The 23,582-nt window shown below is 72.6% G+C and carries 22 protein-coding genes and 1 pseudogene; 8 read left to right on the top strand and 15 right to left on the bottom strand.

Going from position 1 to position 23,582, the window contains the following annotated elements; all coding sequences use genetic code 11:
• Nucleotides 1–4: 4 nt before the first annotated feature.
• The gene (locus tag FHS29_RS19985) at nucleotides 5–1,084 is read left to right on the top strand and encodes a sensor histidine kinase (protein ID WP_312865007.1); all 1,080 of its coding nucleotides are present in this window, start codon (nucleotides 5–7) and stop codon (nucleotides 1,082–1,084) included.
• A complete protein-coding gene (locus FHS29_RS19980) occupies nucleotides 1,081–1,734 on the top strand; it encodes a response regulator (RefSeq protein ID WP_184692577.1) in 654 nt (217 codons plus the stop codon). The genes FHS29_RS19985 and FHS29_RS19980 overlap by 4 nt, the downstream gene beginning before the upstream one ends.
• Before the next feature lie 224 nt (nucleotides 1,735–1,958).
• Here the strand turns inward: FHS29_RS19980 and FHS29_RS19975 are convergent, their stop codons facing one another.
• The 4 genes from FHS29_RS19975 to FHS29_RS19960 all read right to left on the bottom strand — a co-directional run bounded on the left by FHS29_RS19975 (nucleotide 1,959) and on the right by FHS29_RS19960 (nucleotide 6,370).
• The gene (locus FHS29_RS19975; RefSeq protein ID WP_221456336.1) at nucleotides 1,959–2,660 is read right to left on the bottom strand and encodes a hypothetical protein; all 702 of its coding nucleotides are present in this window, start codon (nucleotides 2,658–2,660) and stop codon (nucleotides 1,959–1,961) included.
• The gene (locus FHS29_RS19970; protein ID WP_184692575.1) at nucleotides 2,657–2,986 is read right to left on the bottom strand and encodes a hypothetical protein; all 330 of its coding nucleotides are present in this window, start codon (nucleotides 2,984–2,986) and stop codon (nucleotides 2,657–2,659) included. The genes FHS29_RS19975 and FHS29_RS19970 overlap by 4 nt, the downstream gene beginning before the upstream one ends.
• A gap of 35 nt (nucleotides 2,987–3,021) precedes the next feature.
• The gene (locus FHS29_RS19965) at nucleotides 3,022–5,229 is read right to left on the bottom strand and encodes a glycoside hydrolase domain-containing protein (RefSeq protein WP_221456335.1); all 2,208 of its coding nucleotides are present in this window, start codon (nucleotides 5,227–5,229) and stop codon (nucleotides 3,022–3,024) included.
• A 583-nt stretch (nucleotides 5,230–5,812) separates the two neighbouring features.
• Nucleotides 5,813–6,370: a GtrA family protein gene (locus tag FHS29_RS19960; protein ID WP_184692571.1), complete on the bottom strand. Its 558-nt coding sequence runs from the start codon at nucleotides 6,368–6,370 to the stop codon at nucleotides 5,813–5,815.
• 591 nt (nucleotides 6,371–6,961) lie between these two features.
• Here FHS29_RS19960 and rho point away from each other — a divergent pair.
• Nucleotides 6,962–8,056: pseudogene (rho, locus tag FHS29_RS19955) on the top strand (transcription termination factor Rho); the annotation flags it as partial.
• A 177-nt stretch (nucleotides 8,057–8,233) separates the two neighbouring features.
• Here rho and FHS29_RS19950 read toward each other — a convergent pair.
• Nucleotides 8,234–8,770, bottom strand: a complete 537-nt coding sequence (locus FHS29_RS19950; protein ID WP_184692567.1) for a hypothetical protein — start codon at nucleotides 8,768–8,770, stop codon at nucleotides 8,234–8,236.
• A 145-nt stretch (nucleotides 8,771–8,915) separates the two neighbouring features.
• On the opposite strand from FHS29_RS19950, the gene FHS29_RS19945 reads away from it, so the two are divergent.
• Both FHS29_RS19945 and FHS29_RS19940 read left to right on the top strand, forming a co-directional pair.
• Entirely contained in the window at nucleotides 8,916–10,115 is a 1,200-nt protein-coding gene (locus FHS29_RS19945; RefSeq protein WP_184692565.1) for a cytochrome P450, read from the top strand.
• A gap of 17 nt (nucleotides 10,116–10,132) precedes the next feature.
• Nucleotides 10,133–11,152 carry a methyltransferase gene (locus tag FHS29_RS19940; protein ID WP_184692563.1) on the top strand — a complete coding sequence of 340 codons (1,020 nt, stop codon included), beginning with the start codon at nucleotides 10,133–10,135 and terminating at the stop codon, nucleotides 11,150–11,152.
• Between the two features lie 75 nt (nucleotides 11,153–11,227).
• Here FHS29_RS19940 and FHS29_RS19935 read toward each other — a convergent pair whose 3' ends face one another.
• From FHS29_RS19935 to FHS29_RS19920, 4 genes are all read right to left on the bottom strand, one after another.
• The gene (locus FHS29_RS19935) at nucleotides 11,228–11,695 is read right to left on the bottom strand and encodes an anthrone oxygenase family protein (RefSeq protein ID WP_184692561.1); all 468 of its coding nucleotides are present in this window, start codon (nucleotides 11,693–11,695) and stop codon (nucleotides 11,228–11,230) included.
• 1 nt (nucleotide 11,696) lies between these two features.
• Nucleotides 11,697–13,520 carry an asparagine synthase (glutamine-hydrolyzing) gene (gene asnB / locus FHS29_RS19930; protein WP_184692559.1) on the bottom strand — a complete coding sequence of 608 codons (1,824 nt, stop codon included), beginning with the start codon at nucleotides 13,518–13,520 and terminating at the stop codon, nucleotides 11,697–11,699.
• Nucleotides 13,521–13,727: 207 nt separating this feature from the next.
• Nucleotides 13,728–14,423 carry a response regulator gene (locus FHS29_RS19925; RefSeq protein WP_312865005.1) on the bottom strand — a complete coding sequence of 232 codons (696 nt, stop codon included), beginning with the start codon at nucleotides 14,421–14,423 and terminating at the stop codon, nucleotides 13,728–13,730.
• Nucleotides 14,420–15,682, bottom strand: coding sequence for a sensor histidine kinase (locus FHS29_RS19920; RefSeq protein ID WP_184692557.1), 1,263 nt, complete (start codon nucleotides 15,680–15,682; stop codon nucleotides 14,420–14,422). Before FHS29_RS19920 ends, FHS29_RS19925 begins: the two co-directional genes overlap by 4 nt.
• A gap of 136 nt (nucleotides 15,683–15,818) precedes the next feature.
• Between FHS29_RS19920 and FHS29_RS19915 the strand changes: the two genes are divergently transcribed.
• Genes FHS29_RS19915 through FHS29_RS19905 form a run of 3 tightly spaced genes read left to right on the top strand, consistent with a single transcriptional unit; the run spans nucleotide 15,819 to nucleotide 17,946 of the window.
• A complete protein-coding gene (locus tag FHS29_RS19915) occupies nucleotides 15,819–16,415 on the top strand; it encodes a hypothetical protein (protein ID WP_184692556.1) in 597 nt (198 codons plus the stop codon).
• The gene (locus FHS29_RS19910; protein ID WP_184692554.1) at nucleotides 16,412–16,651 is read left to right on the top strand and encodes a ferredoxin family protein; all 240 of its coding nucleotides are present in this window, start codon (nucleotides 16,412–16,414) and stop codon (nucleotides 16,649–16,651) included. Before FHS29_RS19915 ends, FHS29_RS19910 begins: the two co-directional genes overlap by 4 nt.
• A complete protein-coding gene (locus tag FHS29_RS19905) occupies nucleotides 16,648–17,946 on the top strand; it encodes an FAD-dependent oxidoreductase (RefSeq protein WP_184692552.1) in 1,299 nt (432 codons plus the stop codon). The genes FHS29_RS19910 and FHS29_RS19905 overlap by 4 nt, the downstream gene beginning before the upstream one ends.
• Here the strand turns inward: FHS29_RS19905 and FHS29_RS19900 are convergent.
• The 6 genes from FHS29_RS19900 to FHS29_RS19875 all read right to left on the bottom strand — a co-directional run bounded on the left by FHS29_RS19900 (nucleotide 17,924) and on the right by FHS29_RS19875 (nucleotide 23,564).
• Complete coding sequence (locus FHS29_RS19900; protein ID WP_184692551.1) at nucleotides 17,924–19,330, bottom strand: peptide MFS transporter; 1,407 nt, start codon at nucleotides 19,328–19,330, stop codon at nucleotides 17,924–17,926. The two genes, FHS29_RS19905 and FHS29_RS19900, sit on opposite strands and share 23 nt — an antisense overlap.
• On the bottom strand, nucleotides 19,327–21,102 hold the full coding sequence (locus FHS29_RS19895) for an AfsR/SARP family transcriptional regulator (protein ID WP_184692550.1): 1,776 nt from the start codon (nucleotides 21,100–21,102) through the stop codon (nucleotides 19,327–19,329). The genes FHS29_RS19900 and FHS29_RS19895 overlap by 4 nt, the downstream gene beginning before the upstream one ends.
• A 372-nt stretch (nucleotides 21,103–21,474) precedes the next feature.
• Nucleotides 21,475–21,777, bottom strand: a complete 303-nt coding sequence (locus FHS29_RS19890; RefSeq protein WP_184692549.1) for an antibiotic biosynthesis monooxygenase family protein — start codon at nucleotides 21,775–21,777, stop codon at nucleotides 21,475–21,477.
• Complete coding sequence (locus tag FHS29_RS19885) at nucleotides 21,774–22,094, bottom strand: antibiotic biosynthesis monooxygenase family protein (protein WP_184692548.1); 321 nt, start codon at nucleotides 22,092–22,094, stop codon at nucleotides 21,774–21,776. The genes FHS29_RS19890 and FHS29_RS19885 overlap by 4 nt, the downstream gene beginning before the upstream one ends.
• The gene (locus tag FHS29_RS38195) at nucleotides 22,094–23,299 is read right to left on the bottom strand and encodes an SDR family oxidoreductase (protein WP_312865004.1); all 1,206 of its coding nucleotides are present in this window, start codon (nucleotides 23,297–23,299) and stop codon (nucleotides 22,094–22,096) included. The genes FHS29_RS19885 and FHS29_RS38195 overlap by 1 nt, the downstream gene beginning before the upstream one ends.
• A gap of 4 nt (nucleotides 23,300–23,303) precedes the next feature.
• On the bottom strand, nucleotides 23,304–23,564 hold the full coding sequence (locus FHS29_RS19875) for an acyl carrier protein (RefSeq protein ID WP_184692547.1): 261 nt from the start codon (nucleotides 23,562–23,564) through the stop codon (nucleotides 23,304–23,306).
• Nucleotides 23,565–23,582: the final 18 nt, after the last annotated feature.

The following is a 23,582-nucleotide window of genomic DNA, read 5'->3' as shown; positions in this document are numbered from 1 at the left end:
GCCCGTGAAGCGGATCCCGCGATGGGCGGTGGCCCTGCTGGTGGCGGTGCTGACGGTCGTCGCCCTGTCCGCCGGCGACCTGGGCGGCTGGGCCTACGCCGGCGCGCTGGTGGCCCCCGTGGCGGCCCTGGCGGTGCTCGACCGGTCCGCACCGGCCGCGCTGGGCGTGTGCACCGTGGCGGCGCAGGCGCTGGCCCTGGCGTTGGGCGACAGCGTGCCCCCGTGGGCGGTGGCGCTCGGCGCGGCGCTGGGTGTGATCAGCTTCCTGGCCGGACGCCGGTCACCGCGCGCCGTACCCGCACTGGCCGTGGTCGCGGTCCTGAGCGTTCCGCCGGTTCTGGTCGACGTGGACGCCTGGGCCACCGGCCTGCTCGCCACGGCGCTGGCCGTGGCGCTCCCGTGGCTGGTCGGCCGCTCGGCCCGGCAACAGGCCGACCTGGCGGCGGCCGCCGCGGAACGCGTCCACCTCCGGGAACGCGCCCGGATCGCGCACGACATGCACGACACGCTGGGCCACGAACTGAGCCTGCTGGCGTTGCGGGCCGGAGCCCTGGAACTGTCCCCGGACCTGCCCGGGAACCACCGGACCGCGGTGGGCGACCTGCGGGCCGCCGCCGGGGCCGCGACCGAGCGCCTGGCCGACCTGGTCACCATCCTGCGGGACGGCGAACCCGCGCCGCTGCACCCCGGGTCCGAGGACATCGCGGACCTGGTCGGCCGGGCCACCCGGGCAGGCGTCACGGCGACCGTGGACTGGTCCGGCCCGACGGCCCTGCCCGCCCTGACCGAACGGACCGCGCACCGCGTGGTGCAGGAGGCCCTGACCAACGCGACCAAGCACGCACCCGGCGTTCCGGTGCGGATCCGGGTGGTGAACACGTCGTCTGCGACGACGATCGCCGTGTCCAACGACGTGCCGGCGGGTGCACGGCGCGGCGCGGGAGCCCGGACGGGCCTGACCGCGCTGCGGGAACGGGTGCGGCTGGTCGGCGGTACGTTCGAGGTCAACCGGGGCGACGGCACGTTCGAGGTCGTCGCCACACTGCCGCGCACAGCGGCACCACCACCCACAGGGGAATCGTGATCCGGGTACTGCTGGCCGACGACGAGGCGATGATCCGGGCCGGGGTGCGGGCCATCCTCGCCACCGACCCGGACATCACCGTGGTGGCCGAGGCGGCGAACGGCCGGGAGGCCGTGGAGTTGGCCATCGCCCACCGGCCCGACGTGGCGCTGCTCGACATCCGGATGCCGCAGCTGGACGGGTTGGCCGCCGCCACCGCGATCACCGGGGCGGTGCCCTCGGTGGCGGTGGCCATCCTGACCACGTTCGGCGACGACGAGTACCTGGCGAGAGCCCTGGACGGCGGCGCGCGGGGCTTCCTGCTCAAGTCGGGCGACCCGCGGGAACTGGTGGCGGGCGTGCACGCGGTGGCGGGCGGCGGTGCCTACCTGGCGCCGAAGGTGGCGGCCAGGGTGATCAGCCGGCTCCGGCCGACCGCCCTGACCCGCGCCGGCACCGCCCGGGCCCGGACCGACGCCCTGACCCCGCGCGAACGGGAAGTGCTGTCGCTGCTGGCCGCGGGGCTGTCCAACGCCGAGATCGGCACCCGCCTGAACCTGGTGGAAGGCACCGTCAAAGGCCACGTGAGCACCATCCTGACCCGCCTGGACCTGACCAACCGGGTCCAGGCCGCGATCCTCGCCCACGAAGCCGGCCTGGTCGCCGACTGACCGTCGAGCCGGTCGGGATCCGGCGTTCGCGACCTGGCGCCCAGCCGTTGGTGCCCCGGGGTCGGCGCGTGTCGACCTGGGTTCCGGCCCGCGGCAACCCGGGCCGGCCCGTGTCGACCTGTTCCAGCCGGTGACAACCCAGGTCAACCCGTGTCGACCTGTTCCGGCCGGCGGCAACCCGGGTCAGCCCGTGTCGACCCTGGTTCCGCAGGTGGTGACCGGGGTCAGCCGGTGGCTTTCTGGCGTTCCGCCAGCCTTTCCGCCGCTTGCCGGCGGCCCGGCACGAACGGGTCGGCCGGCGCGACCCGGCCCGGCGCGTCCGCCCAGCCGCCGACCTTGCGCGCCACCCGGTCCAGCGCCGCGTCACCGGGCTTCACGTCGATCCGGAAGTGGCCCTCCTTCGGGGTCTTCCGGAAGTCGCCGCCCCAGCGGACCACGCCCTCGCACTCGACCAGGACGTCGCGGACGATCGCCACCTCGTGCGGGAACAGGCCCCCGGTCGCCCCGGCCGGGTACATCGCGGGGCGGATGGCGATGGCGGTGCCGGAGCGGTAGTCCGCCTCGAACGGCGAGCCGGCCGGGACCTCGGCGTAGCCGGCGACGTCGTCCGCCCCCAACGTGCCGATCTCGTAGTGGAAGCGCCGGGCGACGTGCAGCAGCACGACGGCGGACGGACCGGACAACAGCGTCACCGACGCGTTGGACCCTTCGACCGCGTACCTGGCGAGGGCGTCCGGCTGGGCGGGCGGGTTGGTCGAGGGCGCGGCGGACGCCACGGGCGGCGCGGCCAGGCCGACTGACGCGACGGCCACGAGACCGCCGGTGATGGCGAAGAACCGGCGACGCCCCAGCCGGTTCGCGTCCCCCGCGGGTCCTCTCGCGGTGGGATCTTCCTGGGTGGGATCTTCCTGGCTGGATTCGCTCATGGTGGCTGAGGCTCCTTGCGGGATCGAGGGTTTCGGCGGGCGGCGACGGCCAGGACCACGAACAGCGCGGTCGCGGCCAGCAGCGCGACGACGGCCGGGTTCACGTAGGAAGGCACCATGTCCTGGTAGGCGTTGCACTTGCGGGACAGCGGGAGGTAGGTCACCCGCCCGTAGGCCGGATCCCACCCGCCGTGCTGCAGGGTGCACGTCTCCCGGATGTCCGGCGCGTACATGTGGATCGCGCCCCAGACGTACACCAGGAACGCCGCCGGTGGCGCGCACAGCGCGGCGACCGCCCACCGCCGCGTCGTTCCCGGGACTGCCACGGTTCCTCCTCCACGCCCGCCGTCAGGGCGTTCCGTCAGCTGCGCGACAACCTCTCGATCGTCTCCGCATAGCCTTGCAGGAACGGCTCCAGCTTGGCGGCGGGCAGTTGGGTGGGCAGCAGGCACGCCCCGCCGGTCTTGCGGATCGCGGCCTCGGTGAGCCCGGAGAGCTGCGCGTCCCCGGTGCTGCCGCCGAGCGCGTTCCAGGCGGCGTCGCGGACGCCGGCCACCGTGCCCCCGTAGCGGTTGTCGTAGAACTGCCGGAACCTGGTCCGGTGCCCGCCGGTGAGGTGGGCGCGGATCGCCTGGTCGATCCGCGCGCCGTTGCGCACCGCGCTGCCGACCAGGTAGCCGTCGACGTCCTCCACCAGGTCGTTGAGCGGGAACGACGACAGCACGTTGATCTTGGCCAGGCGGTCGGAGCAGAACGCGTACCCGGAGGCGTACTCGTCGCCGTGCGAGCGCCACTCGCCGTAGAACGTGGCCAGGTCGCCCGACCAGCCGCCGAAGTCGCCGCGCCCACCGTTGCCCTTGAGGTACACGGCATTGGCGGTGGCCCCGAAGTGGTCGGCGTTCACCGTGATGCCGAGCGCGGGGTCCACATAGGACCCGACCCTGGCCGGCGCGTGCGCCTGGGCGTAGTCGATCCACGCCTGGTCGACGTTGCCGATGAGGATCTGCCAGCCGGACCAGGCCCCGTTGTAGGCGGGGTGGCGCAGGTACTCCATCACCCGCAGGTTGGCGTCACCTCCGTAGGCCACGGCGGTCGCGTACAGGCCGTCGATGTAGCGCAGGTAGGCGTCGACGGGGGAATCGCTGCCGCCGACGTTCTCCCGGCCCACGCCCGGGTCGTTGCCCCGGCGGACGTCGCGGTCGAGCCCGAAAACGTCGCCGCCCGCGTTGAAGTCGAACTCCTTGATCTGGTTGAACGACCAGTTCGCGGGCAGCGGGAAGCCCAGGTTGCCGGAGAATCCCCACGACATGCCGGACACGAACGAGTACCGCGCGAACGCCTCGTCGCTGACCCGCGAGCACACGTTGCGGGAGCCGTAGACGCCCGCGACGTACCGCTTGCCGCGCGTGCCGAGACCGGCCTGGATGCCTTGGAAGTACGGGATGATGTTGCTGGTGATCTGCTCGCCGGTGGCGTCGTAGTCGACCGCGAAGTAGATCACCGTGCCCCGGTTGAAGCCGTACCCGACGGCCCGGTCGTGGGCGCGCAGCGCGTGGTCGTAGCCCTTCGACCAGGTGAAGTCGCCGACCGCGTCGGAGGCGTACTGCGAGATGGGGAACATCCGCATGCCGCCCGCGAAGATGGCGTCCAGCTCGCCGGGCTGGATCTCCTTGTCGATGGTGCTCCACGGGTCTTCGTCCAGGTAGCGGCCGACCACGTGGTAGCCGGCGGCCTTCAGCGCCTGTGCCCGCGAGACGCTGATGTGGAACCGGGTGTCGCAGGCGCCCGCGGGCCGGTCCGGGTCGCCGGTCGACACCAGCAACTGCGCCCACGTGGCGTAGTCCCCGATGCCGGTGCGGGCGAGGATGGAGAAGTCCTGGAAGGCGTTGACGAAGTTGCCCAGCGCCGAGTCCCAGTCGGAGGTGAACCCGGCGTGGACTGCGCCGACCCCGCCGTTGAACACGCAGGCGGCGCTGAACAGCTGCACCCAGGCGGCCGGGGAGCCGGGCCGCACCGTGTTGTTGCGCAGGCCGTTCTGCGTGCCGGGCCCGAAGTTGCCGGTGGCCTGGTCCTCGGGGATGCCGATCTGGTACTGGATGGCCCGCATCAGGGCCACCTGCACGTCCCGCGAGTAGTGGCCGTCGCACGGGATGACGAAGAACGTCGACCTGTTGAGGTAGGTGGCGTTGAGCCAGCGCTGGATGTCCCGCACCTCGGTGCGCCCGCCGGACAGCAGCACGTAGGCGTCCATGTTGAGGATCGCCTTGAAGATCTTCGGCGGGATGTAGCCGTCCGACGAGAACCCGATGTCGCCCTTGAGGTCCCGCACCGCCTCGTACAGGTCGTTGTCGAAGACACCGTTGGACGTTTCACCCGCCCAGTAGCCCTTGCCGAACAGGCCGTACTTGGCGATCCGGACGATGTTCTTGTTCGCATAGCCGGGACCGACGTTGCCGCGTTCGGCGAGTTTGCCCAACGTGGTCGGGCCGAACGTGTCGGAAAGGGTGGTGATGCCCAGTTCGTGCTGGAGCGCGCGGGTGAGGGACAACATGACCCCCCAACCGGTCACACCATTCTCTTCGCATCTCTGGTAACCGGGCACCGCGCCATAGGTCGAGTTCACCCACTGTTGGGCTTCGAGCACTTTCGGATCAGCCATCGTCCGTATCCCCTCGGGATTGCGAAGTTCCCACGACCCATGCCCGGAGTCGCGGCCACCACCGCCGTCACATGCTCAGCAGGTGCCGCTGGTGCGTTTGTGCAGCAGGACGATCGGAGCGAGACCGCCACCGCTCACCGCGGCGATTTCCCCCGAGCAGCTTCACGAACCGTTCCTCCCGCACCGAAGAACGAGAGACCGACACCCGCATTCGAACCCGGACCCGCCGACCCCATTCGCCCGAACGCACGCGGGCACCGGCCGAACGCACCCCCGGACAGCCGTCCGGCGGAACACCGACCAGGAATTCCGTCAAGCGCCGGGCAGTTTCGCACCGGACGCGACAGGAGTCATGAGACGCAGTGGACCCGAATCACGGCAGCCGCCCCCTCGCACTGCCCCCCTGGCAGCCGAAAATGACGCTAATCCATGTTCGGAAGACGTGTCAACGACGGTGTGATCATGCTATGAAGATTCATGGTGATCTTGGAATCTAGGCCGCTTCGCGCAGATCGTCGTCCGGGTCGTCGGACGGCCGGAGGGAGGGACCGCCCGCGTCGGGCGCGTCGTCGCGCAGCGGGAACACCCAGCGGCGGAAGGCCCACCAGCGGAACACCGTGGCGATGAGGGTGCCGAGGACCATGCCGCCCAGGAAGTCCGCGACCTCCTGCACGAGCAGGCTCACCGCGGGTTGGCGGAGGCCCAGGACGTAGCGGGAGACGATGAGCGGCAACGAGTTCAACGCCACCCCGACGCCGCTGATCAGGAAGAAGAGCGCCGCTTCGTGGTGCCGTTCCCGACCGCCCCTGGTGTGGAAGGACCACTCGCGGTTGAGGGCGTACGAGACGATGGTGGCCACGATGGTCGCGATGATCAGCGCGGTGACCGGGTTGGGGCGGAGGACGGTGAACTTGAGCGCGTAGTTGACGCCTGCCGTGACCAGGAAGCAGGTGCCGCCGACGATCAGGAACTTGAGCAGTTCCCGGTGCCTGAGGACCAGGTCGCGCAACGGACCGGGCAGCAGGGCGAGCACCTTGCGGACGATCGACACCGGGTCAGCCTATCGGCGCTCCTCGTTCGACCGGACTCGCCTGCGGCGGTGACCGTTCTTCCTGCGGCCGGCCCAAACCGCCGAATGGCCCCCAATCCGGTCAACCGGCCTGCCAGTGACAACCTGGCGCCGGTCTCGAAGCATGAGCCTAAACAGAAGGCAGCGGGCGACACGGCGGCGGGCAGCAGGCGACACGGCGACGAGCGTCAGGCGGCGGGCGGCGGGCGGCGGGCGTTCGTGGAGGGCGCGCGGGCAGCACGGCAACGAGCGGGTGGCAGGCAGCACGGCAATGAGCGGCAGGCAGCACGGCGGCAAGGGGCAGGCAGCACGGCAACGAGCGGCAGGCAGCAGGCAGCACGGCGGCAAGCAGCCGGTGCTCCCGACCCGTCGACGGAAGCGTGTTGCGATCGCGGTCGATCCCGGCTACCCTCGGTGCATCCCCGTGGATGTTGGCCATGCCTCCCACGGGAACTTCCAAGGATCGAACCCGGCTCGCGGCGTTCACCTTCACCCGTCCCCGTGTGCGCACGGCCGCTTCCGTCCGGAAAGGACACCCACCCCATCATGACGTCGACTTTGTTGCGAGAAAACGAATCCGAGGTACTGGCACCCGTGGCCGGCATCCTCGACGTCCACGACACCACCGCCCACCTCCGGACCCGCGGCTACCTGGCCGGGCCGGAGGACGTGCACGTCCCGCTGTCCCTGGTGAACCGGCTCGGCCTGCGCCGGGGCGACCTGGTGACCGGTGCGGCCGGCCGGCCGAAGGGCAGGCAGCGACCGCCCCTGGTCCGGGTGGACCAGGTCAACGGCCGCCGCGCCGCCGATGCCCTGCACCGGCCCGCCTTCGCCGACCTGGTGCCGGTGCACCCGACCGAGCGACTGCGGCTGGAGACCGGGCCGGACAACCTGACCACCCGCGTGGTCGACCTGGTGATGCCGGTCGGCAAGGGCCAGCGGGCGCTCATCGTCGCGCCGCCCAAGGCGGGCAAGACCTCCGTGCTGCAGGCGATCGCGCACGCGATCAGCCGGAACAACCCGGAGTGCCACCTGATCACGGTGCTCGTCGGCGAACGGCCCGAGGAGGTCACCGACCTCCGCCGCACCGTGCCGGGCGAGGTCGTGGCGTCCACCTTCGACCGCTCACCCGCCGACCACATCGCGATCGCCGAGCTGGCCGTCGAACGCGCCAAGCGCCTGGTGGAGGAAGGCCGGGACGTCGTGGTGCTGCTCGACTCGCTCACCCGCCTCGGCCGCGCCTACAACCTCGCCGCCCCCGCCTCCGGCCGCACCCTGTCCGGCGGCGTGGACTCCGCCGCCCTGCTGCCGCCCAAGCGGTTCCTCGGCGCGGCGCGCAACGTCGAAGGCGGCGGCTCGCTGACCATCTTCGCCACCGCGCTCGTGGAGACCGGCTCGGTGGGCGACACCCTCATCTTCGAGGAGTACAAGGCGACCGGGAACGCCGAGCTCAAGCTGGACCGGAAGATGGCCGGCAGGCGGATCTTCCCCGCCGTCGACCTCGACCAGTCCGGCACCCGGCGCGACGACCTGCTGCTGTCGCCGGAGGAACTCGCCGTCACGCACACCCTGCGCCGGGCGCTCGACGGCCGCGACGTCGACGTGCTGCTCGACGGCCTGCGCAAGACCCGCACCAACATCGAGTTCCTCAGCCAGCTCACCCGCTGACCCGCTGACCCCGGCCACTCACCCCATGCCCGCTCACCCCGCCCGCTGACCGCTGCCCGCTGACCCAGGCCGCTCACCCGTGCCCGCTGACCCACCGACCACTGACCCGTGAACGGTGCCGGCCCACGCCGCCGCCGGCTCTCCGCACCGACGGCAGCACCCCTTGCCGCACAACGGCTAGTCGTTGACCCGACTGCCCGTGCCGGTCGCGTGGAACGTGCCGAGCAGCGAGCCCTCCGGGGTGAAGAACCGGGCGACCGACGACACCTCGATCGTGTCGGCCCCGGTGAAGGTGCACGTCTCGCGGATCCGCAGCTGCCCTTCCAAGGCGCCCTCGGCGGTCAGCACGAACTCGCGGAACGTCACGGTGAACGTCGACAGCCCGCTCCGCTCCCACCGGCCGAACCCGGTGCCGCCGTTGTCGCCGGTGTGCAGGAACATCCCGTCTTCGGAGAGGTTCCACAACGCCAGCTCCCGGCGCTGCTGCTCCTGGATGACCAGCGTCGCCTCCCAGAGCCCCGGGATGCGCCGGAGGCGGTTGGTGCCGGTGCCGTCGCGGCCGGTGCCGTCAGGGCTGTTCCCGTCCGGCCCGGCGCCGTCGGGGCGGCGCGGATCGGCCAGCGCGGGCGCGACCGTCCCCACGCCGGCTGCGCCGACGAGCCCGGTCAACGCCGACACCCTCAACATCGAGCGGCGGTCCAACGGCTTGGTCATGGTGCTCCTCCTCGTGTCCGGGCCGGAACGGTCGCCCTCGCGACTCGGAATCCCCTCGAAGCCCGCTGGGGTCGAGTTCGGTCCGAGCCTGCGTCGAGTCCGGGTTCGGACACTCGGTGGCGATCCGACGATCCGAGGAGCACCGATGACAGCAGACCCGGCCGGCTCGACCTTCCCGTTCCCCCGCGCGCAGCCCCTGCGACCACCGCCGGAGTACGAGGAGCTGCGGGAGGCCGGCGGGCTGGCCAAGGCCACCCTGCCCACCGGCCAGGACATCTGGCTGGCCACCCGGTACGAGGACGTCCGCACGGTATTCGCGGACCAGAGGTTCAGCCGGCAGGCGATCACCGCGCCCGACGCGCCGAAGCTGCTGCCGGTGGCCACCGGCTCGAAGTCGATCTTCGTGCTGGACCCGCCCGAGCACACCAGGGTCCGGTCGCTGGTGGCCAGGGTGTTCACCACCCGGCAGGTGGAGCGGCTGCGCCCCAGGGTGGCCGAGCTGACCGAGGGCATGGTCGACGACCTGGTGCGGGCGGGCGATCCGGCCGACCTGATCGCGCACCTCGCCGAGCCGCTGCCGATCACCGTCATCTGCGAGCTGCTCGGCGTGCCCGCGCAGGACCGCGCGGTGTTCCGGGACTGGACCGACGTGATGCTCAGCTTCACGCCCGAGAACCGCGAGCGGGTCGGTGCGGCCGTGCGCGACCTGCGCGGCTACCTGGGCGGGCTGATCGAGGCCAAGCAGCGGACGCCGCAGGACGACCTGCTGACCACGCTGGTGCGGGCGCGGGACGACGACGACGCGCTGACCACCGAGGAGCTGCTCGCGTTCGGCCAGACGATGCTGGTCGCCGGGTACCACGCCACGTCCGCGGAGATCGCGCACGCGGTGCTCAACCTGACCGGGCGACCGGAACTGCTGGACCGGCTGCGGCGGCACCCGGAGGAGCTCCCGGCCGCCGTGGAGGAGCTGCTGCGGTTCTCCCAGGCCGGGGGCGGCGTCGGCCCGGTGCGCATCGCCACCGAGGACATGACCGTCGGCGGCACGCGGATCTCGGCCGGTGACGCGGTGCTGCCGTGCATCAACTCGGCCAACCGGGACGACCGGGTGTTCGACTCGCCCGACGACGTGGACCCGGCCCGCGCGCACAACCCGCACCTGGCGTTCGGCCACGGCATCCACCACTGCCTCGGCGCGCACCTCGGCCGGGTGGAGCTCCAGGTGGTGCTGGAGACCCTGCTGCGCCGGCTCGGCGCGTTCCGGGTGGCGGTGCCGCCCGACGAACTCGTGTGGCGGACCGGCACCGCGTTCGCCCGCCCGCAGACACTTCCCCTGACCTGGTGACCGGAAGGACCGACACGATGACCCAAGAGATGGTGAGCCCCCGCCCGCTGATCGAACTCGGCACCGGGTTCTGGGCGTCCAAGACCCTGCTGTCCGCCGTGGAGCTCGGCCTGTTCACCGTGCTGGCCTCCGGGCCCGCCACCGAGCCGGAGCTGCGCGCCGCGCTGGACCTGCACCCCAGGTCCAGCCGGGACTTCCTGGACTCGCTGGTCGCGCTCGGCGTGCTGGAGCGCGAGGGCGACCGCTACTTCAACACCGCCGCCGCCGACCTGTACCTGGACGAGCGCAAGGACGGCTACCTGGGCGGCTGGATGCGCCAGGCGAGCAAGCGGCTGTTCCTGGCGTGGGGAGGGCTGACCGAGAGCCTGCGCACCGGCCGGCAGTCCATCGGCTCGGACACCCAGGACTACTTCCGCAAGCTGTACGCCGACCTGGACCACCGCCGGTCGTTCATCTCGGCGATGGACGCGATCACCAACCACATCGGACCGGAGCTGGTGGACCGGGTCGACTGGTCGCGCTACACCTCGGTGGTGGACATCGGCGGGGCCCGCGGCAACCTGCTCACGTACCTGGTCAAGGCGCACCCGGAGCTGCGGTGCACGGTCTTCGACATGCCTGAGCTGCGCCCGCTGTTCGACGAGCACGTGGCCGCGCACGGCACGGGCGACCGGATGCGGTTCGTGGTGGGCGACTTCTTCACCGAGCCGCTGCCCGAGGCGGACGTGCTGGTCTTCGGCCACATCCTGCACGACTGGGACGTGGAGGAGCGCCGCGCGCTGATCGCCAAGGCGTTCCAGGCGGTGCGGCCGGGCGGCGCGGTGGTGTTCTACGACCGGATGATCGACGACGACCGGCGCACCAACACCGTGGGCCTGCTCGGCTGCCTGAACCTGCTGCTGGTGACGCCGGGCGGGTCGGAGTACACGGTGGCGGAGTGCCGGCGCTGGGTGGAGGAGGCGGGCTTCGCCCGGACCGTGGCGCACCCGCTGGTGGACGGCCTGGAGACGGCGGTCGTCGGCTACAAGGCGGAGTAGCCGGACACGACGGTGGCCGGGAAGCCGATCGGCTTCCCGGCCACCGTCTTCCGTGCGGTCGGAACGTTCTTGTGGTCAGGTGGGCAGCACGGTCACCACGGCGACGACGTTCGCGCCGAACGCCACGATCGCCAGCACCGTCCGGGTCAGGTTCCAGCGCGCCCAGTCCGGGCGGGGGTCGGCGTCCGCGAAGTCCTCCGGCGGGTGGGCCGGGTCCAACGACATCACCCAGCGCTTCATCGGCACGTTGCGGGTCGCCGAGACGGCGACCACCAGCGCCGCCGCCACCGCGGCCACCCCGAACAGCGGCCGGGCCGGACCGCCGGGCCCGGTCACCGCCAGCAGCACGTCGGCCAGCGCGGTGAGCACCACGCAGATCGGCTGGAAGGGCTCGAACCGGTTGCCCCACAACAGCTCCACCTCGATGTACCGGTCGGGCGCGAGGGTGCGCAGCAGGGGCACGCCGCACACCGCCGACCACAGCAGCACGCCCGCCGCCAACCCGTTGGCGGACAGCGCGACCAGCACCAGCACCGCGGTCACGTCAGAGTTCCAGCCGCGGCCGGTAGTCCGCCAGCCAGGTGTTGACCTGGAGGACCATCTCCACGTCGCCCCGGCTCTGCCAGCCCGCCGCCAGTTCCTCCACAGTGGACACGGCGGTCTTGGTGGCGTCCACGTCGATCAGCGGCAGCACCGGCGACGCCGGGTCCGCCAGCACGGCCAGCGCCTCCTCCCGCAGAGCGGCCGCGTGCGCCAGGTCCGGTGTGGACGGGAACGGGTTCTTCGGGCGGTCCAGGATGGACTGCGGCACCAAGCCCTCCGCGACCTTGCGCAGCAGGCCCTTGGCGCGCCCGTCGAACGTCTTCATCGACCACGGGATGGTGTAGACGTACTGCATGAGCGCCGGGTCCGCGAACGGCGCGCGGAACCGCAGGCCGTGCGCCGAGGTGAGCCCGTCGTCCTGCGCCAGCCCCATCTCCATCCAGCCGCGCAGGTACAGGTAGCTGATCTCGCGCATCCGCCGGTCGTGCTCGGACTCCGCGCCACCGGACGGCATCCCGGCCAGCTCGTCGCGGTACCGCTCGGCGCAGTAGCCGGGCAGGTCCAGCTGCTTGAGCAGGGTCGGCTCGAACAGCCCCGACCCGAGGCCGGTGCTGCGCACGTGCAACTGGCCCGACGCCACCCACGGCAGCGTCTGCCGCGCCACCACCTCGGGGTCCTCCAGCCGCAGGAACGCCCCGAACAGGGTGTCCGCCCACTCGCCCATCATGGTGACGGAGGTGTTCTGCGCCACCGCCTTGAAGAACACGTACAGGGCCGTGGTCATCTCACCGACCGGGCACGGCAGGTCCGGGTACGCCCGCACGGCGGCGGCCCGCGGCAGCGCACCGAGCAGCAGGCTGCGGTCCAGCATGATGTCCCGGTGGTCGGTGCCGATGTGCCGGGCCATCTCGGCGGCGAACGTGCTGTCGTCGGTGCCCGCCGCACGGGCGTTGACGGCGTGCTCGATGAAGTCGACGGCCATGGTGCGCACGCTGTCGACTCCGCGCTCGCGCAACGCCCGCGAGGCGAGTGCGGTGATCAGGCTGGAGTCCAGGCCGCCGGACAGCATGATGCTGAAGCCGTCGTCGGTGGCGATCCGGCGGGCCACCGCGTCCGCGAGCAGCTCGCGGATCCGGCCGACGGTCGTGTCCAGGTCGTCGGTGTGCTCGCCGTCCTCCAACCGCCAGTACCGCCGGCGGATCATCCCGGACCGGCCGAACCGGATCAGTTCCCCGCCTTCGACCTTGCGCATCCCCCGGTAGACCGCGTGGCCGGGCGTGCCCGCGAACGACAGGGCCTCCCGGAAGCCGTCCAGGTCGACCACGACGTCGACCTGCGGGTGGGACAGCAGCGCCTTGGGTTCGGACGCGAACAGCACCCCCGAGGGCGTCGGGTGGTAGTAGAGCGGTCGCAGCCCGATGTGGTCGCGGGCGATCAGCAGCTCTTCGGCGTTCTCGTCCCAGATGCCGAACGCGAAGCTCCCGTCGAGCTGGTCCACGCACCGCTCGCCCCACTTGAGGTAGGCGGCCACCACCAGCTCCGGGTCCGAACCGGTGAGCCCGAGCCGTTCGCCCAACGAGGCCCGGTTGAACAACTCGCCGTCGAACGTGACGACCACGACCCGGTCACCGGCGCGCACCACCAACGGCTGCGGCGTCGGGTCGGCGATGGCGAGCCTCCGGTGCCCGAGCACCGCGTGCGCGGACGCCCAGACCCGTTCGTCGTCGGGCCCGCGCGTGGCGAGTGTGGCCGTCATGTGCCTGGCGACGGCCAGGTCCTGGCTGATGTCCCGAAGGAAGTCCACCCATCCGGTGATCCCTGCCATGCGTATCGCCTTCCCGCGCGTGTCGACTGGTCAGCCACAAGGTCGGCGGTGGCACTCGAAGACCCGTCGAGAAAGGCTCGGACCGGCGGCGGCCCGCGGGGGTGGCCCGGTCGCTCGCGGCCTGCTCCGACACGCCCGGTCGGCCCCGGCTCCGGTCCCGTTGACGCCACCCGGTCTGCGGTCGGCGTCGGCTCAGTCGGCACCGGCTCAGTCGGCGTCGGCTCCGCGCAGGTAGGTCAGCACCGCCAGCACCCGGCGGTGGTCGGCGCCGTCGCTGTGCAGGCCGAGCTTGGTGAAGATGCTGCCGATGTGCTTGGACACGGTCACCTCGGAGATCACCAGCCGCTCCCGGATCGCCGTGTTCGACCGCCCCTCCGCCATCAGTCCCAACACCTCCAGCTCACGCGCGCTCAACAGCCGCAGCGGGTCACGCCGGTACGCCAGCAGCCGCCGCACCATCTCCGGGTCGACCACGGTGCCGCCGGCGGCCACTTCGTCCAGCGCCGCCACGAAGTCCGTCCCGTTGGTCACCCGGTCCTTGAGCAGGTACCCGGTGCCCGCCGCGCCCGTGTCCAGCAGCTCCGTCAGCGACGGCGTGTCCACGTGCTGGCTGAGCACCAGGATCGGCAGTCCGGGCCGCTCCCGGCGCAACGCGATCGCCGCGCGCAGCCCCTCGTCCCGGAACGTCGGCGGCATCCGGACGTCGGTCACCACGATGTCCGGCGGCGCCGCGCGCACGGCGGTCAGCAACTCGTCGGCCGAGCCGACCGCGGTGACCACCTCGTGGCCGAAGCGGGTGATCAGGGCGACCAGGCTGTCGCGCAGCAGCCCGGAATCCTCGGCGAGCGCGACCCGGACGCGCACGCGGTCGGGCACGCGGTCGGGCACACGGGCACCGGTCACGGGCGGACCACCTCACCCGGCAGGCACGGGATCTCCACCCGCACGACGGTAGGGCCACCGGGCGGGCTGGACAGCATCGCCCTGCCGCCGACCGCCGCCACCCGGTCGGCGATGCCGCGCAGCCCGCTGCCCCGCTCCGGGTCCGCGCCGCCCGCCCCGGCGTCGCCCACCTCCACCACCAGCAGGTCGCCCGCCAGGTGACCGTGCACCCACGCCTGGCCGGCGCTGTGCTTCGCCACGTTCGTGAGCGCTTCGCTGACCACGAAGAACGCGGTGCTCTCCACGGTCGACGGCAGCCGGCCCAGACCGGGCAGCCGCACCCGCACCGAGGTCGGGTGCCGGGTGACGAGTTCGTCGACGGCGGCCGGCAGCCCCCGTTCACCGAGCACGTGCGGGTGGATGCCCTGGACCAGCTCGCGCAGCTCGGCGAGGGTCGTGGTGGCGTCGGCGTGCGCGCGGGCCAGCAGGTCGGCCAGTTCCCGGTCGAGCCCGGGCAGTTCGCCGGCCCGCATCCGGGCCAGGTCCAGCAGCATGGTCAGCGCGACCAGGCGCTGCTGCGCGCCGTCGTGCAGGTCCCGCTCGATGCGCCGGCGCTCGGCGTCGAACGCGTCGAGCAGCCGCCCGTTGGACCGGATCGACTCCATGTCGTCGTCCGGTTCGCCGTCGGGTCCGGTGAGCAGGGCGCGGGCCACTCGCGCGTGCAGCCGGGCCACCCCGGCGACCAGGCACGCCCCGAGCAGCAGCGCCGGGACCGCCACCGCCGCCACGAGCAGCGCGGACCCCCACGACGCCAGGGCGAACCCCAGGTAGACCGCGTCGCCGTCGGACAGCGCGTAGGCCACCGGAGCGCCCAGCAGCAACAGCGAGACCACCGGCACGACGGCGGCGACGTAGTCCAGCAGCCACAACCCCGTCGCGAACAGCACGGTGTAGGCGAACTCGCGCCCGGTGGCGGCCTCCCCGGCACGGGTGCGGGCCCATTCCCGCACTCCCGTGTTCCGCAACGTGCGGTGCGGGCTGCGCGGCGGCACGTCGCCCAGCAGCCCCAGCCGCCGCCGTTCCACCGCCCCCACCACCAGCCCGCTGAGGCCCAGCGCGGCCAGGATCGGCAGGCCGACCAGCACCGGCGACAACGCCATGCCCAGGCCGGTCAGCACCACCACCGCGAACAGGGTGGGGAAGCCGACCAGCGCGCCGGTCGCCACGTAGAGCCACGCCCGCCACGGCGCCGGTGTGCCGAGGAACCGCCGGATGTCCATGTTCCCGCAGCGTACGAGGAAAACCCGCGCGCGCAGCACAGTCCGCTATACCTCCGGGACGGCAGTCCGCCGTGATTCGCGCGGGCCGGGAACCCGGTGGACTCTTCCCATGCCAGAACTCCCTTCAGAAGTGGTGATGACCGAACCCGCCGGCTCCCGCGTGCGGGAGCCCCGACAACAGCGCCGCCGCAAGCGGTCGATGACCTGGGTGATGAAGCCGGGCACCCGCAAGGCGTGGCTGATCGCGCACGTGGTGATCTCGGTCGGCTGGTTCGGCGGCGGCTACGCGATGCTCGTGATGGGCATCTTCGCGATGTCCAACATCGGCACCTCGCTGCGGCCGGCCGCGTACGAGCTGATGCACTTCAGCGACCTGATGATCATGATCCCGGGCAGCCTGGGCGCGCTCATCACCGGCCTGGTGCTCGGCCTGTACACGAAGTGGCGCGTGCTGCACCACTGGTGGGTCGCGGTGAAGCTGCTGCTCACCATCGGCGCGATGGTGTTCGCCTACGCCTACGTGGCGCAGAACGTGAAGACCGCGCTCGCCGCGACGCTGAACGACGTCAACGCCGACATCGGGCGGCTGTCCGAGAGCGTGATCGCGGGTTCGTCGGTCATGTTGGCCGTGCTGTTCGCGACCACGCTGCTGTCCATCGTGAAGCCCTGGGGACGCACCGGGTGGGGTCGCAAGGCCCTCTCGAAGCGGCGGCCGGCGGGGGGCACGCGATGACCTTCGTGGTGACGAGCCGGTGCGTGGGCACCAAGGAGACCTCGTGCATGTCGGTCTGCCCGGTGGACTGCATCCACGACATCGGCGAGCAGGTGGTGATCGACCCGGTCGAGTGCGTGGACTGCGGCGCGTGCGTGGACGTCTGCCCGGTGGACGCGATCGTCCACGAGGGCGAGGCGGACGACCCCTCGGTGGTGGCCGACGCCTACCGCAGGTTCGGGTTGGAGGCGCCGTGAGGATCGCCGTGGTGGGCGCGGGGCCGGCCGGGGTGTACTCGGCGCAGGAACTGGTCGACGCCGGGCTGTCGGTGGACGTGTTCGACAAGGTGCCGGCCCCCTACGGGCTGGTCCGGTACGGCGTCGCGCCCGACCACCCGAAGACCAAGCGGATCGCGCTCGCGCTCGGCCGCACGCTCGGCAACCCCGCCGTCCGGTTCTTCGGCAACGTGGCCTACGGGCTCGACCTGGACCTGCGCGACCTGCTGGCCTGCTACCACGCGGTGGTGTTCGCGGTGGGCGCGGACGACGACCGGCTGCTGGACGTGGCGGGCGAGCACCTGTGGGGTGTGGGGTCCGCCGCGCAGCTCGTCTCCTGGTACAACGCCCACCCGCACGCGGACGACTCGTTCGCGCACACCGTGCTGGCCGCCCGCGAGGTGGCCGTGGTCGGGGCGGGCAACGTGGCGCTGGACGTGGCCCGGATGCTGGTCGGCGGCCCGCACCGGCTGGCCGCCAGCGACGTGCCCGAGCGGGTGCTGGACCTGCTGGCCCGCAGCCGGGTCACCGACGTGCGGGTGATCGCGCGCCGGGGCCCGGCGCAGGCCAAGTTCACCGTGCCGGAGCTGACCGAGCTGGGGAAGCTGGACGACGTCGACGTCGTGGTGGACCCCGCCGACCTGGCGGGCGCCGACGACGAGGCCGACTCGCGCCGGGCCAGGGCCAACGTGGAGCTGCTGCGCGGGTGGGCCGAACGGCCGACCGGCCGGGCCGCCCGCCGCGTCCACCTGTCGTTCCGCCTGCGGCCGGTCGCGGTCGTCGGCGAGACGGCGGTGGCCGGCCTGCGGCTGGACCGGCTCGGCGTCCCGTCCACGGTGCCCGCGCAGGCCGTGGTGCGGGCGATCGGCTACCGGGGCGCGCCGCTGCCCGGCGTGCCGTTCGACGAGGAGACCGGCACGGTGCGCAACCTGGGCGGCCGGGTGGTGGACGCCACCGGCACCGTGCTGCCCCGGCTGTACGTGGCCGGGTGGATCAAGCGCGGCCCGAGCGGCGTGATCGGCACCAACAAGGCGGACGCGGCCGAGACGGTCCGGGCGCTGCTGGCCGACGCGGACGGCTTCCCCGCTCCGCTCAAGGTGGGCCCGGCGACCGTGCCGGCGCTGCTGCGCGGCCGGGGCGTCCGGTTCGTGACGTGGCCGGGCTGGCTGCGGCTGGACGCCTACGAGGTCGCGCTCGGCCGCTCCGGGGGACGGCCCCGGGTCAGCGTCGACGACCTCGCGACGATGCTCGCCGTCACCCGCGCGGGCGACCTCTGACCAGCGCGAGCAGCACCCCCGCCAGCACCGCGAGCACCCCGAACCCGAGGAAGTACACCGTGCCGGGCACCACCTCCACCAGCCGGGCCAGCTGCGCGGCCACCACCACGCCGGTCGCGACGAACAGCCAGCTCAGCCCGACGAACCGGCCCTCGTACCCCGGTGGCGCGGTGCCCGCCGCCGCGCTGAGCACGATCGGGCCGATGGCGAGTTCGCCGCACGCCAGCAGCAGGTACACCGCGACCAGCCACCACGGCGTGACCGGCCCGTCCGAGGCGGCCAGGCTCGCCGAGGCCATCACCAGGAACCCGGCGCCCGCGAGCAGCAGCCCGGCGGAGGCCTTCCCGGCGGGGTTCGCCCGACCGCCCAGGCGCAGCCACAGCCAGGCCGCCACCGGCGCGCCCACCAGCAGGAACAGCGGCGGCAGCGACTGGAACCAGCCCGCCGGCACCACGTGCCCGAGCACGGACCGGTCGGTGGACTCCTTGGCGAACAGGCTGAGCAGCGCGCCCCCTTGCGCGAACAGCCCCCAGAACAGCGCCGCCGCCGTCATCAGGACCGCGAGCGCCCGCAGCGCCGCCGGGTCGACCCCGGAGTGCCGCCGCAGCCGGCGCAGGCAGACGAACGGCAGCACCAGCACCACCACTCCCACCACGGCGAGCAGGACCGGCGCGGCGAACCCGGCCGCGACCAGCAGCACCACCGCCGCGGCACTGGCGACCGCGAGGACGACGTGCTGACGCGTGAACGCCACCCGTGGCGACGGCGGGGCGCCGATGTCGCCGAGCCGGTGCATCCCCCGCGCGTACAGCACGACGCCGACGGCCATGCCCAGCGCGGCGGCCCCGAATGCGGCGTGCCAGCCGACCCGGTCCGCGAGCAGCCCGGTGACCAGCGGCGCGATCAGCGCGCTGATCTGCACGCTCATGTAGAACACCGACATGGCCGCTTCCCGGCGTTCCCGCGACCGGTGGTGCTCCCCGATCATGGCCGCGATGCTGGGCTTCACCAGCCCGGTGCCGACGATGACGAGGCCGAGCCCGACCGCGGTCGCGCCGCCCACCGGGAGGGCCAGCACGCCGTGGCCGCAGGCGATGACCGCGCCGCCGACCAGGACGGCCCGGCGCCGGCCGAGGACCCGGTCCGCGACCCAGCCGCCGGGCAGCGCCGCCAGGAAGTTCAACGCCAGGTAGGTGCCGAACCCGGTGGCCGCCGCGCCGGCGCGCAGCCCGAGACCGCCCTCGGCGACCGGTGCCACCAGGTAGAGGTAGAGGATCGCCAGCATCCCGTAGAAGCTGAACCGCTCCCAGACGTCGACCACGAACAGCACCCGGAACCAGTGCGGCTGCCCCAGCACGGTCCGGGGCGGCGCGGTGGCGGTCACGCGAACTTCCGCACGGACGGGTCGCCGTCGGCCAGCGGCGGCGCGCCGAGGTCGCGCAGGCCCAGCCGGACCAGCGGCGGGATGCGGTACTGGAAGTCGCCCGCGTCGGTGGGCACGACGTCGGCGAGGTGGTGCTCGACGAGGCACTCCAGCGCGGACTCGGCGGCGTGGGCGTCGGCGCCCAGCAGCGCCGCCGCGTCGACCGGGGTCAGCGGCGCGGTCGCGGTGGGCGCGAGCACCCGCAGCGTCGCCCGGACGTCGGCCGGCAGCAGGTCGCACGTGGTGCGCACGGACGCCGCGACGCCCAGCCAGGTGGCGGGCTTCTCCTGGCGCAACAGGTGCGCGATCGGCCAGTGCGAGCGCACCCGCAGCACGGTCGCCGCCGCCCGCAGCGCGAGGGGCAGCCCGCCGCAGAACTCGGCGAGCCGGCGGGCGTCGGCGAGCTGCCTGCGCACCCGCGGGCTGCCCAGTTCCCGCACCAGCAGCGCGAGCGCGTCGGCGTCGTCCAGCGGGGCCAGGTCGACGGTGCGGCTCACCGACGGGTGGTGGATCCGGCGGCGGGTGGCGACCAGCGTCGCGCAGTCCGGTCCGCTGGGCAGCAGGTGGGCCAGCTGGTCGGTGTCCACCACGTCGTCCAGCACCACCAACACGCGGCGGCGCGCGGTCCAGCTGCGGAACAGCCCGCTGCGTTCCTTGAGGTCGTCGGGCAGCCCGTGGTGGGAGGTGCCGGTGCCGCGCAGGAAGGCCGCGAGCACGTCGTCGACCTGCACCGGGCCGGAGCCGGGCGCGGTGAGCTTGGCGTAGAACTGCCCGTCCGGGTAAGACTCCCTGGCCTGGTGCGCGGCCTGCAGGCACAGCGCGGAGCTGCCGACGCCGGGCGGTCCGGTGACCACCAGCACCGGCGGCACACCGGTCGGCAGCCGCTTGCACAGCAGGTCGTGCAGCTCGCCGGCGGGCCGGTCGCGGCCGATCAGGCCGGACACCTTGGGCGGCAGCTGGGCGGGCGGCTCGATCGCGCCGGCGCGGGCGGAGGAGCGCTGGAAGGACGATTCGAGGGTGCCGTCGGAGTCCAGGATGCGCCGCTGGAGCCGCTGCAGCTCGGCCGACGGCTCCAGCCCGAGTTCCCCGGCCAGGCTCTCCCGTGCGCTCTGGTAGACGCGCAACGCGTCGGACCGGCGGCCGGCCAGGTGCAGCGCCAGCATCAGCTTGCCCTGGAAGCCCTCGTGCGTCGGCTCGCCCGCGACCAGGTTGGTCAGCTCGCCGATCAGGTCGTGGTAGCGGCCCAGCCGCAGGTCCGCCGCGACGCGCAGTTCCAGCGTGCTCTTGCGGCGCTCCTCCAGCCGGACGATCTCCGAGCGCAGCAGCGGCCCGGCGGGCACGTCGGTGAGGGCCGGTCCCCGCCACACCTCCAGCGCGTCCCGCAGCACGGACGCCGCCGAGTCGACCCGGTCGGCGGCGAGTTCGGTGCGGCCGCGGTGGGCGAGCTCCTCGAACTGCCCGGCGTCCACCGCGTGGTCGGGCAGCCGCAGCAGGTAGCCGCTGGGGCGGGTGGTCAGCGCCACGGCGGTCTCCCGGGCGGGCCCCGCGCTCGGGTTGCCCAGCAGCATGAGCTTCCGCAGCTTGTACACGTAGGTCTGGAGCGTCGTCATGGCGCTCGCCGGCGGGCGTTCCGGCCACAGCTCGTCGATCAGCTGGTCGGTGCGGATGAGCCGGTTGGCCGAGACCGAGAGCACCGCCATGACCTGGCGCAGCTTCGGCGCGGTCGGCGTCACGACGACACCGTGGTGTGAGATCTGGAATGGCCCGAGTATGTCCACACGCATGTGTATTTCCCCCCGTAGACGGTCGGCACTGCGTCGAGCGTGCACGCCCGGTCTGCGGCAAGGTCGACGCAATCGCCCCCGCGAGCGTCGGGAGTGCCGTCAGGCGCGCACTCGTTACCTCCTTGATCAACCCATATCCGGCGCAATCATACTAGCGACCGCGCCCGAATAGCAGCGGCGACTCCCCGGAATCCAGAAATCTTCAATACGGGCCTATCCGGATTCGAAAGGCGCCGCCCGCCGAACCGGAACGACTTTCGCGTATGGCCTGGCCGGGCCAGGCCATACGCTAGGTCGGAAATACACCGCAAAAGTGCGTATCTAGTGGACTTCGGCCGACCGGTAGACCCCGAAAGGGACCGCTAGCCGTTGATCGCGGAACGGCCGCAAGGGTGCGGTCGCGGCCCGGTGGTCATTTCCCCGCTCCCACGCCGTGAATGCGTCGAGGTCTGTCCAGGAACTGACCACGACGAATCCGGTCCGATCATTCACGGATTCCAGAAGTTCGTGACCGGTCAACCCCGGCACGTCCCGCAGCGCCGCGCTGGCCTCCCGGTAGGCGGCGCGCACCGCGGCCGCGTCGGAACTCCGGTAATAGACCACGACCCGGATCCCGTCGGTCACCGCGGCCCGCCGTCCGCCGGCAGCGCGGCCACCACCCGCATGGTCGTCATCGACCCGCCGGACCGGTAGGGGTGCAGCAGCTGGCGGTGCGCCAGGTGCCGTTCGCTGGTCTCGAACTGCCGGAACCGGGGCTCGTCCACCCAGTCGCTGGTGATGTAGTAGATCCCCGGCTCCTCCAGGCTGCGCGCCAGCCACTGGCCCAGGTTCGCCGGGTGGCCGGTGACCGAGTCGCCGACCTCCAGCCACACCCGTTCGAAGTCCTGCTCGCAGCCGGGCTTGATCTGCATCCGCAGCTGCACCCGGAACACGTCGCCCATCAGGAGATCCCCCCGCCCACGTGCAGCACCTCGCCGGTGATGTAGCTGGACAGCGGGGAGGCCAGGAACAGCACCGCTCCGCCGACCTCCTGCGGCTCGCCGAGCCTGCCCAGCGCGGTCTTGTCCCGGTACCGCGCGCGCAGCTGGTCCCTGGTGTCCTGCGGCAGCTTGCGCATCGCCTCGGTCTCGATCACGCCCGGCGCCACCACGTTGACCCGGATCCCCTTGGGGCCCAGCTCCTTGGACAGCGACAGCGCGAGCCCCACCAGGCCGGCCTTCGCCGCCGTGTAGTGGGCCCGCAGCGGCACGCCGACCTCGGCCACCTTCGAGCCGATGTAGATGATCGACGACCCGCGGGACAGCAGCGGCAGCGCGTACTGGGTCACCAGGTGGCTCGCGGTGAGGTTGACCTCCAGCACCCGCCGCCACTCCTCCACCGGCAGCTCCCGGTACGGCACGTGGCTGATCACGCCCGCGTTGTTCACCACCGCGTCGAGCGTGCCGAACCTCACCTCGCACTCGTCCACCAGCCGCTCGATCTCGGTCGCGTCGGCCAGGTCCGCGCGCACCACGTGGTGCGTGCCGGCGGTCTGCTTGAGCTCCCGCTCCAGCGACGCGGCCTCCTCGTCCTGCTGCCGGTAGCACGTCAGGACGTCCGCGCCGGCCCGGGCGAGCATCCCGACGATGCCCCGGCCGACACCCCTGGTGCCCCCGGTGACCAGGACCTTCTTCCCGGCCAGCCCCAGGTCCGCGGCCGGCTGCCCGGCCGCCGCCTCGATCCGCTCCTTGATCAACCCCATCTGCGTCACCGTGTTCCGGTTGAGCCGCTCGGTCATCGCCTCGTCGTCCAGCGGCGCGTCGGACTTCATCCGGAAGTCCTGCACCCACCGCATCAGCACCCCGCCGGCGACCTCGTGGTACTCCCAGTAGATCTCCATGAACTCGAAGACGCCGGTCTCCACCCGGCGCGCCCGCACGGTGCGGGTGGCCGGGTCCGGCGTCCGCTCGGACACCCAGCTCCAGGTCCGGCCCTGCTCGTCCGGGTGCAGCGCGAGCCGGAACGTCGTCGTGCCGTCCACCTCGGACAGCACCTCGGCCGAGGCGTACTCGCTGAACAGCTCCGGCCACCCGGCGACGTCGTTGGTGACCTCCCAGACCAGCGACAGCGGCGCGTCGACCAGCACCGAGTTGTCGGTGTGCCCCACCACGTCAGCCTCCCGACCGGGCGATGCGACCGCCGATGACGTCCACGGCGACCTTCGGCGTCGACGTCTCGGTGAGCGCGTCGTCGGGCAGGTCCACCCCGTACTCCCGGCGCACCCGGCCGAGCAGTTCGAACAGCGCCAGCGAGTCGTAGCCGAGGTCGCCGAACGAGGTGTCCGCCACCGGGCCGTCCAGGTCCACCGCCTCGTCCACGCCCGCGCACGACTTCAGCAGTCTCTTCAGGTCTTGCAGCACGAACTCCGTCATGTCTTCCCTCTGCGTTCG

Source organism: Saccharothrix tamanrassetensis (genome assembly GCF_014203665.1).
Taxonomy (GTDB): Bacteria; Actinomycetota; Actinomycetes; order Mycobacteriales; family Pseudonocardiaceae; genus Actinosynnema; species Actinosynnema tamanrassetense.
This window is presented reverse-complemented; position numbering and strand designations above follow the sequence as displayed.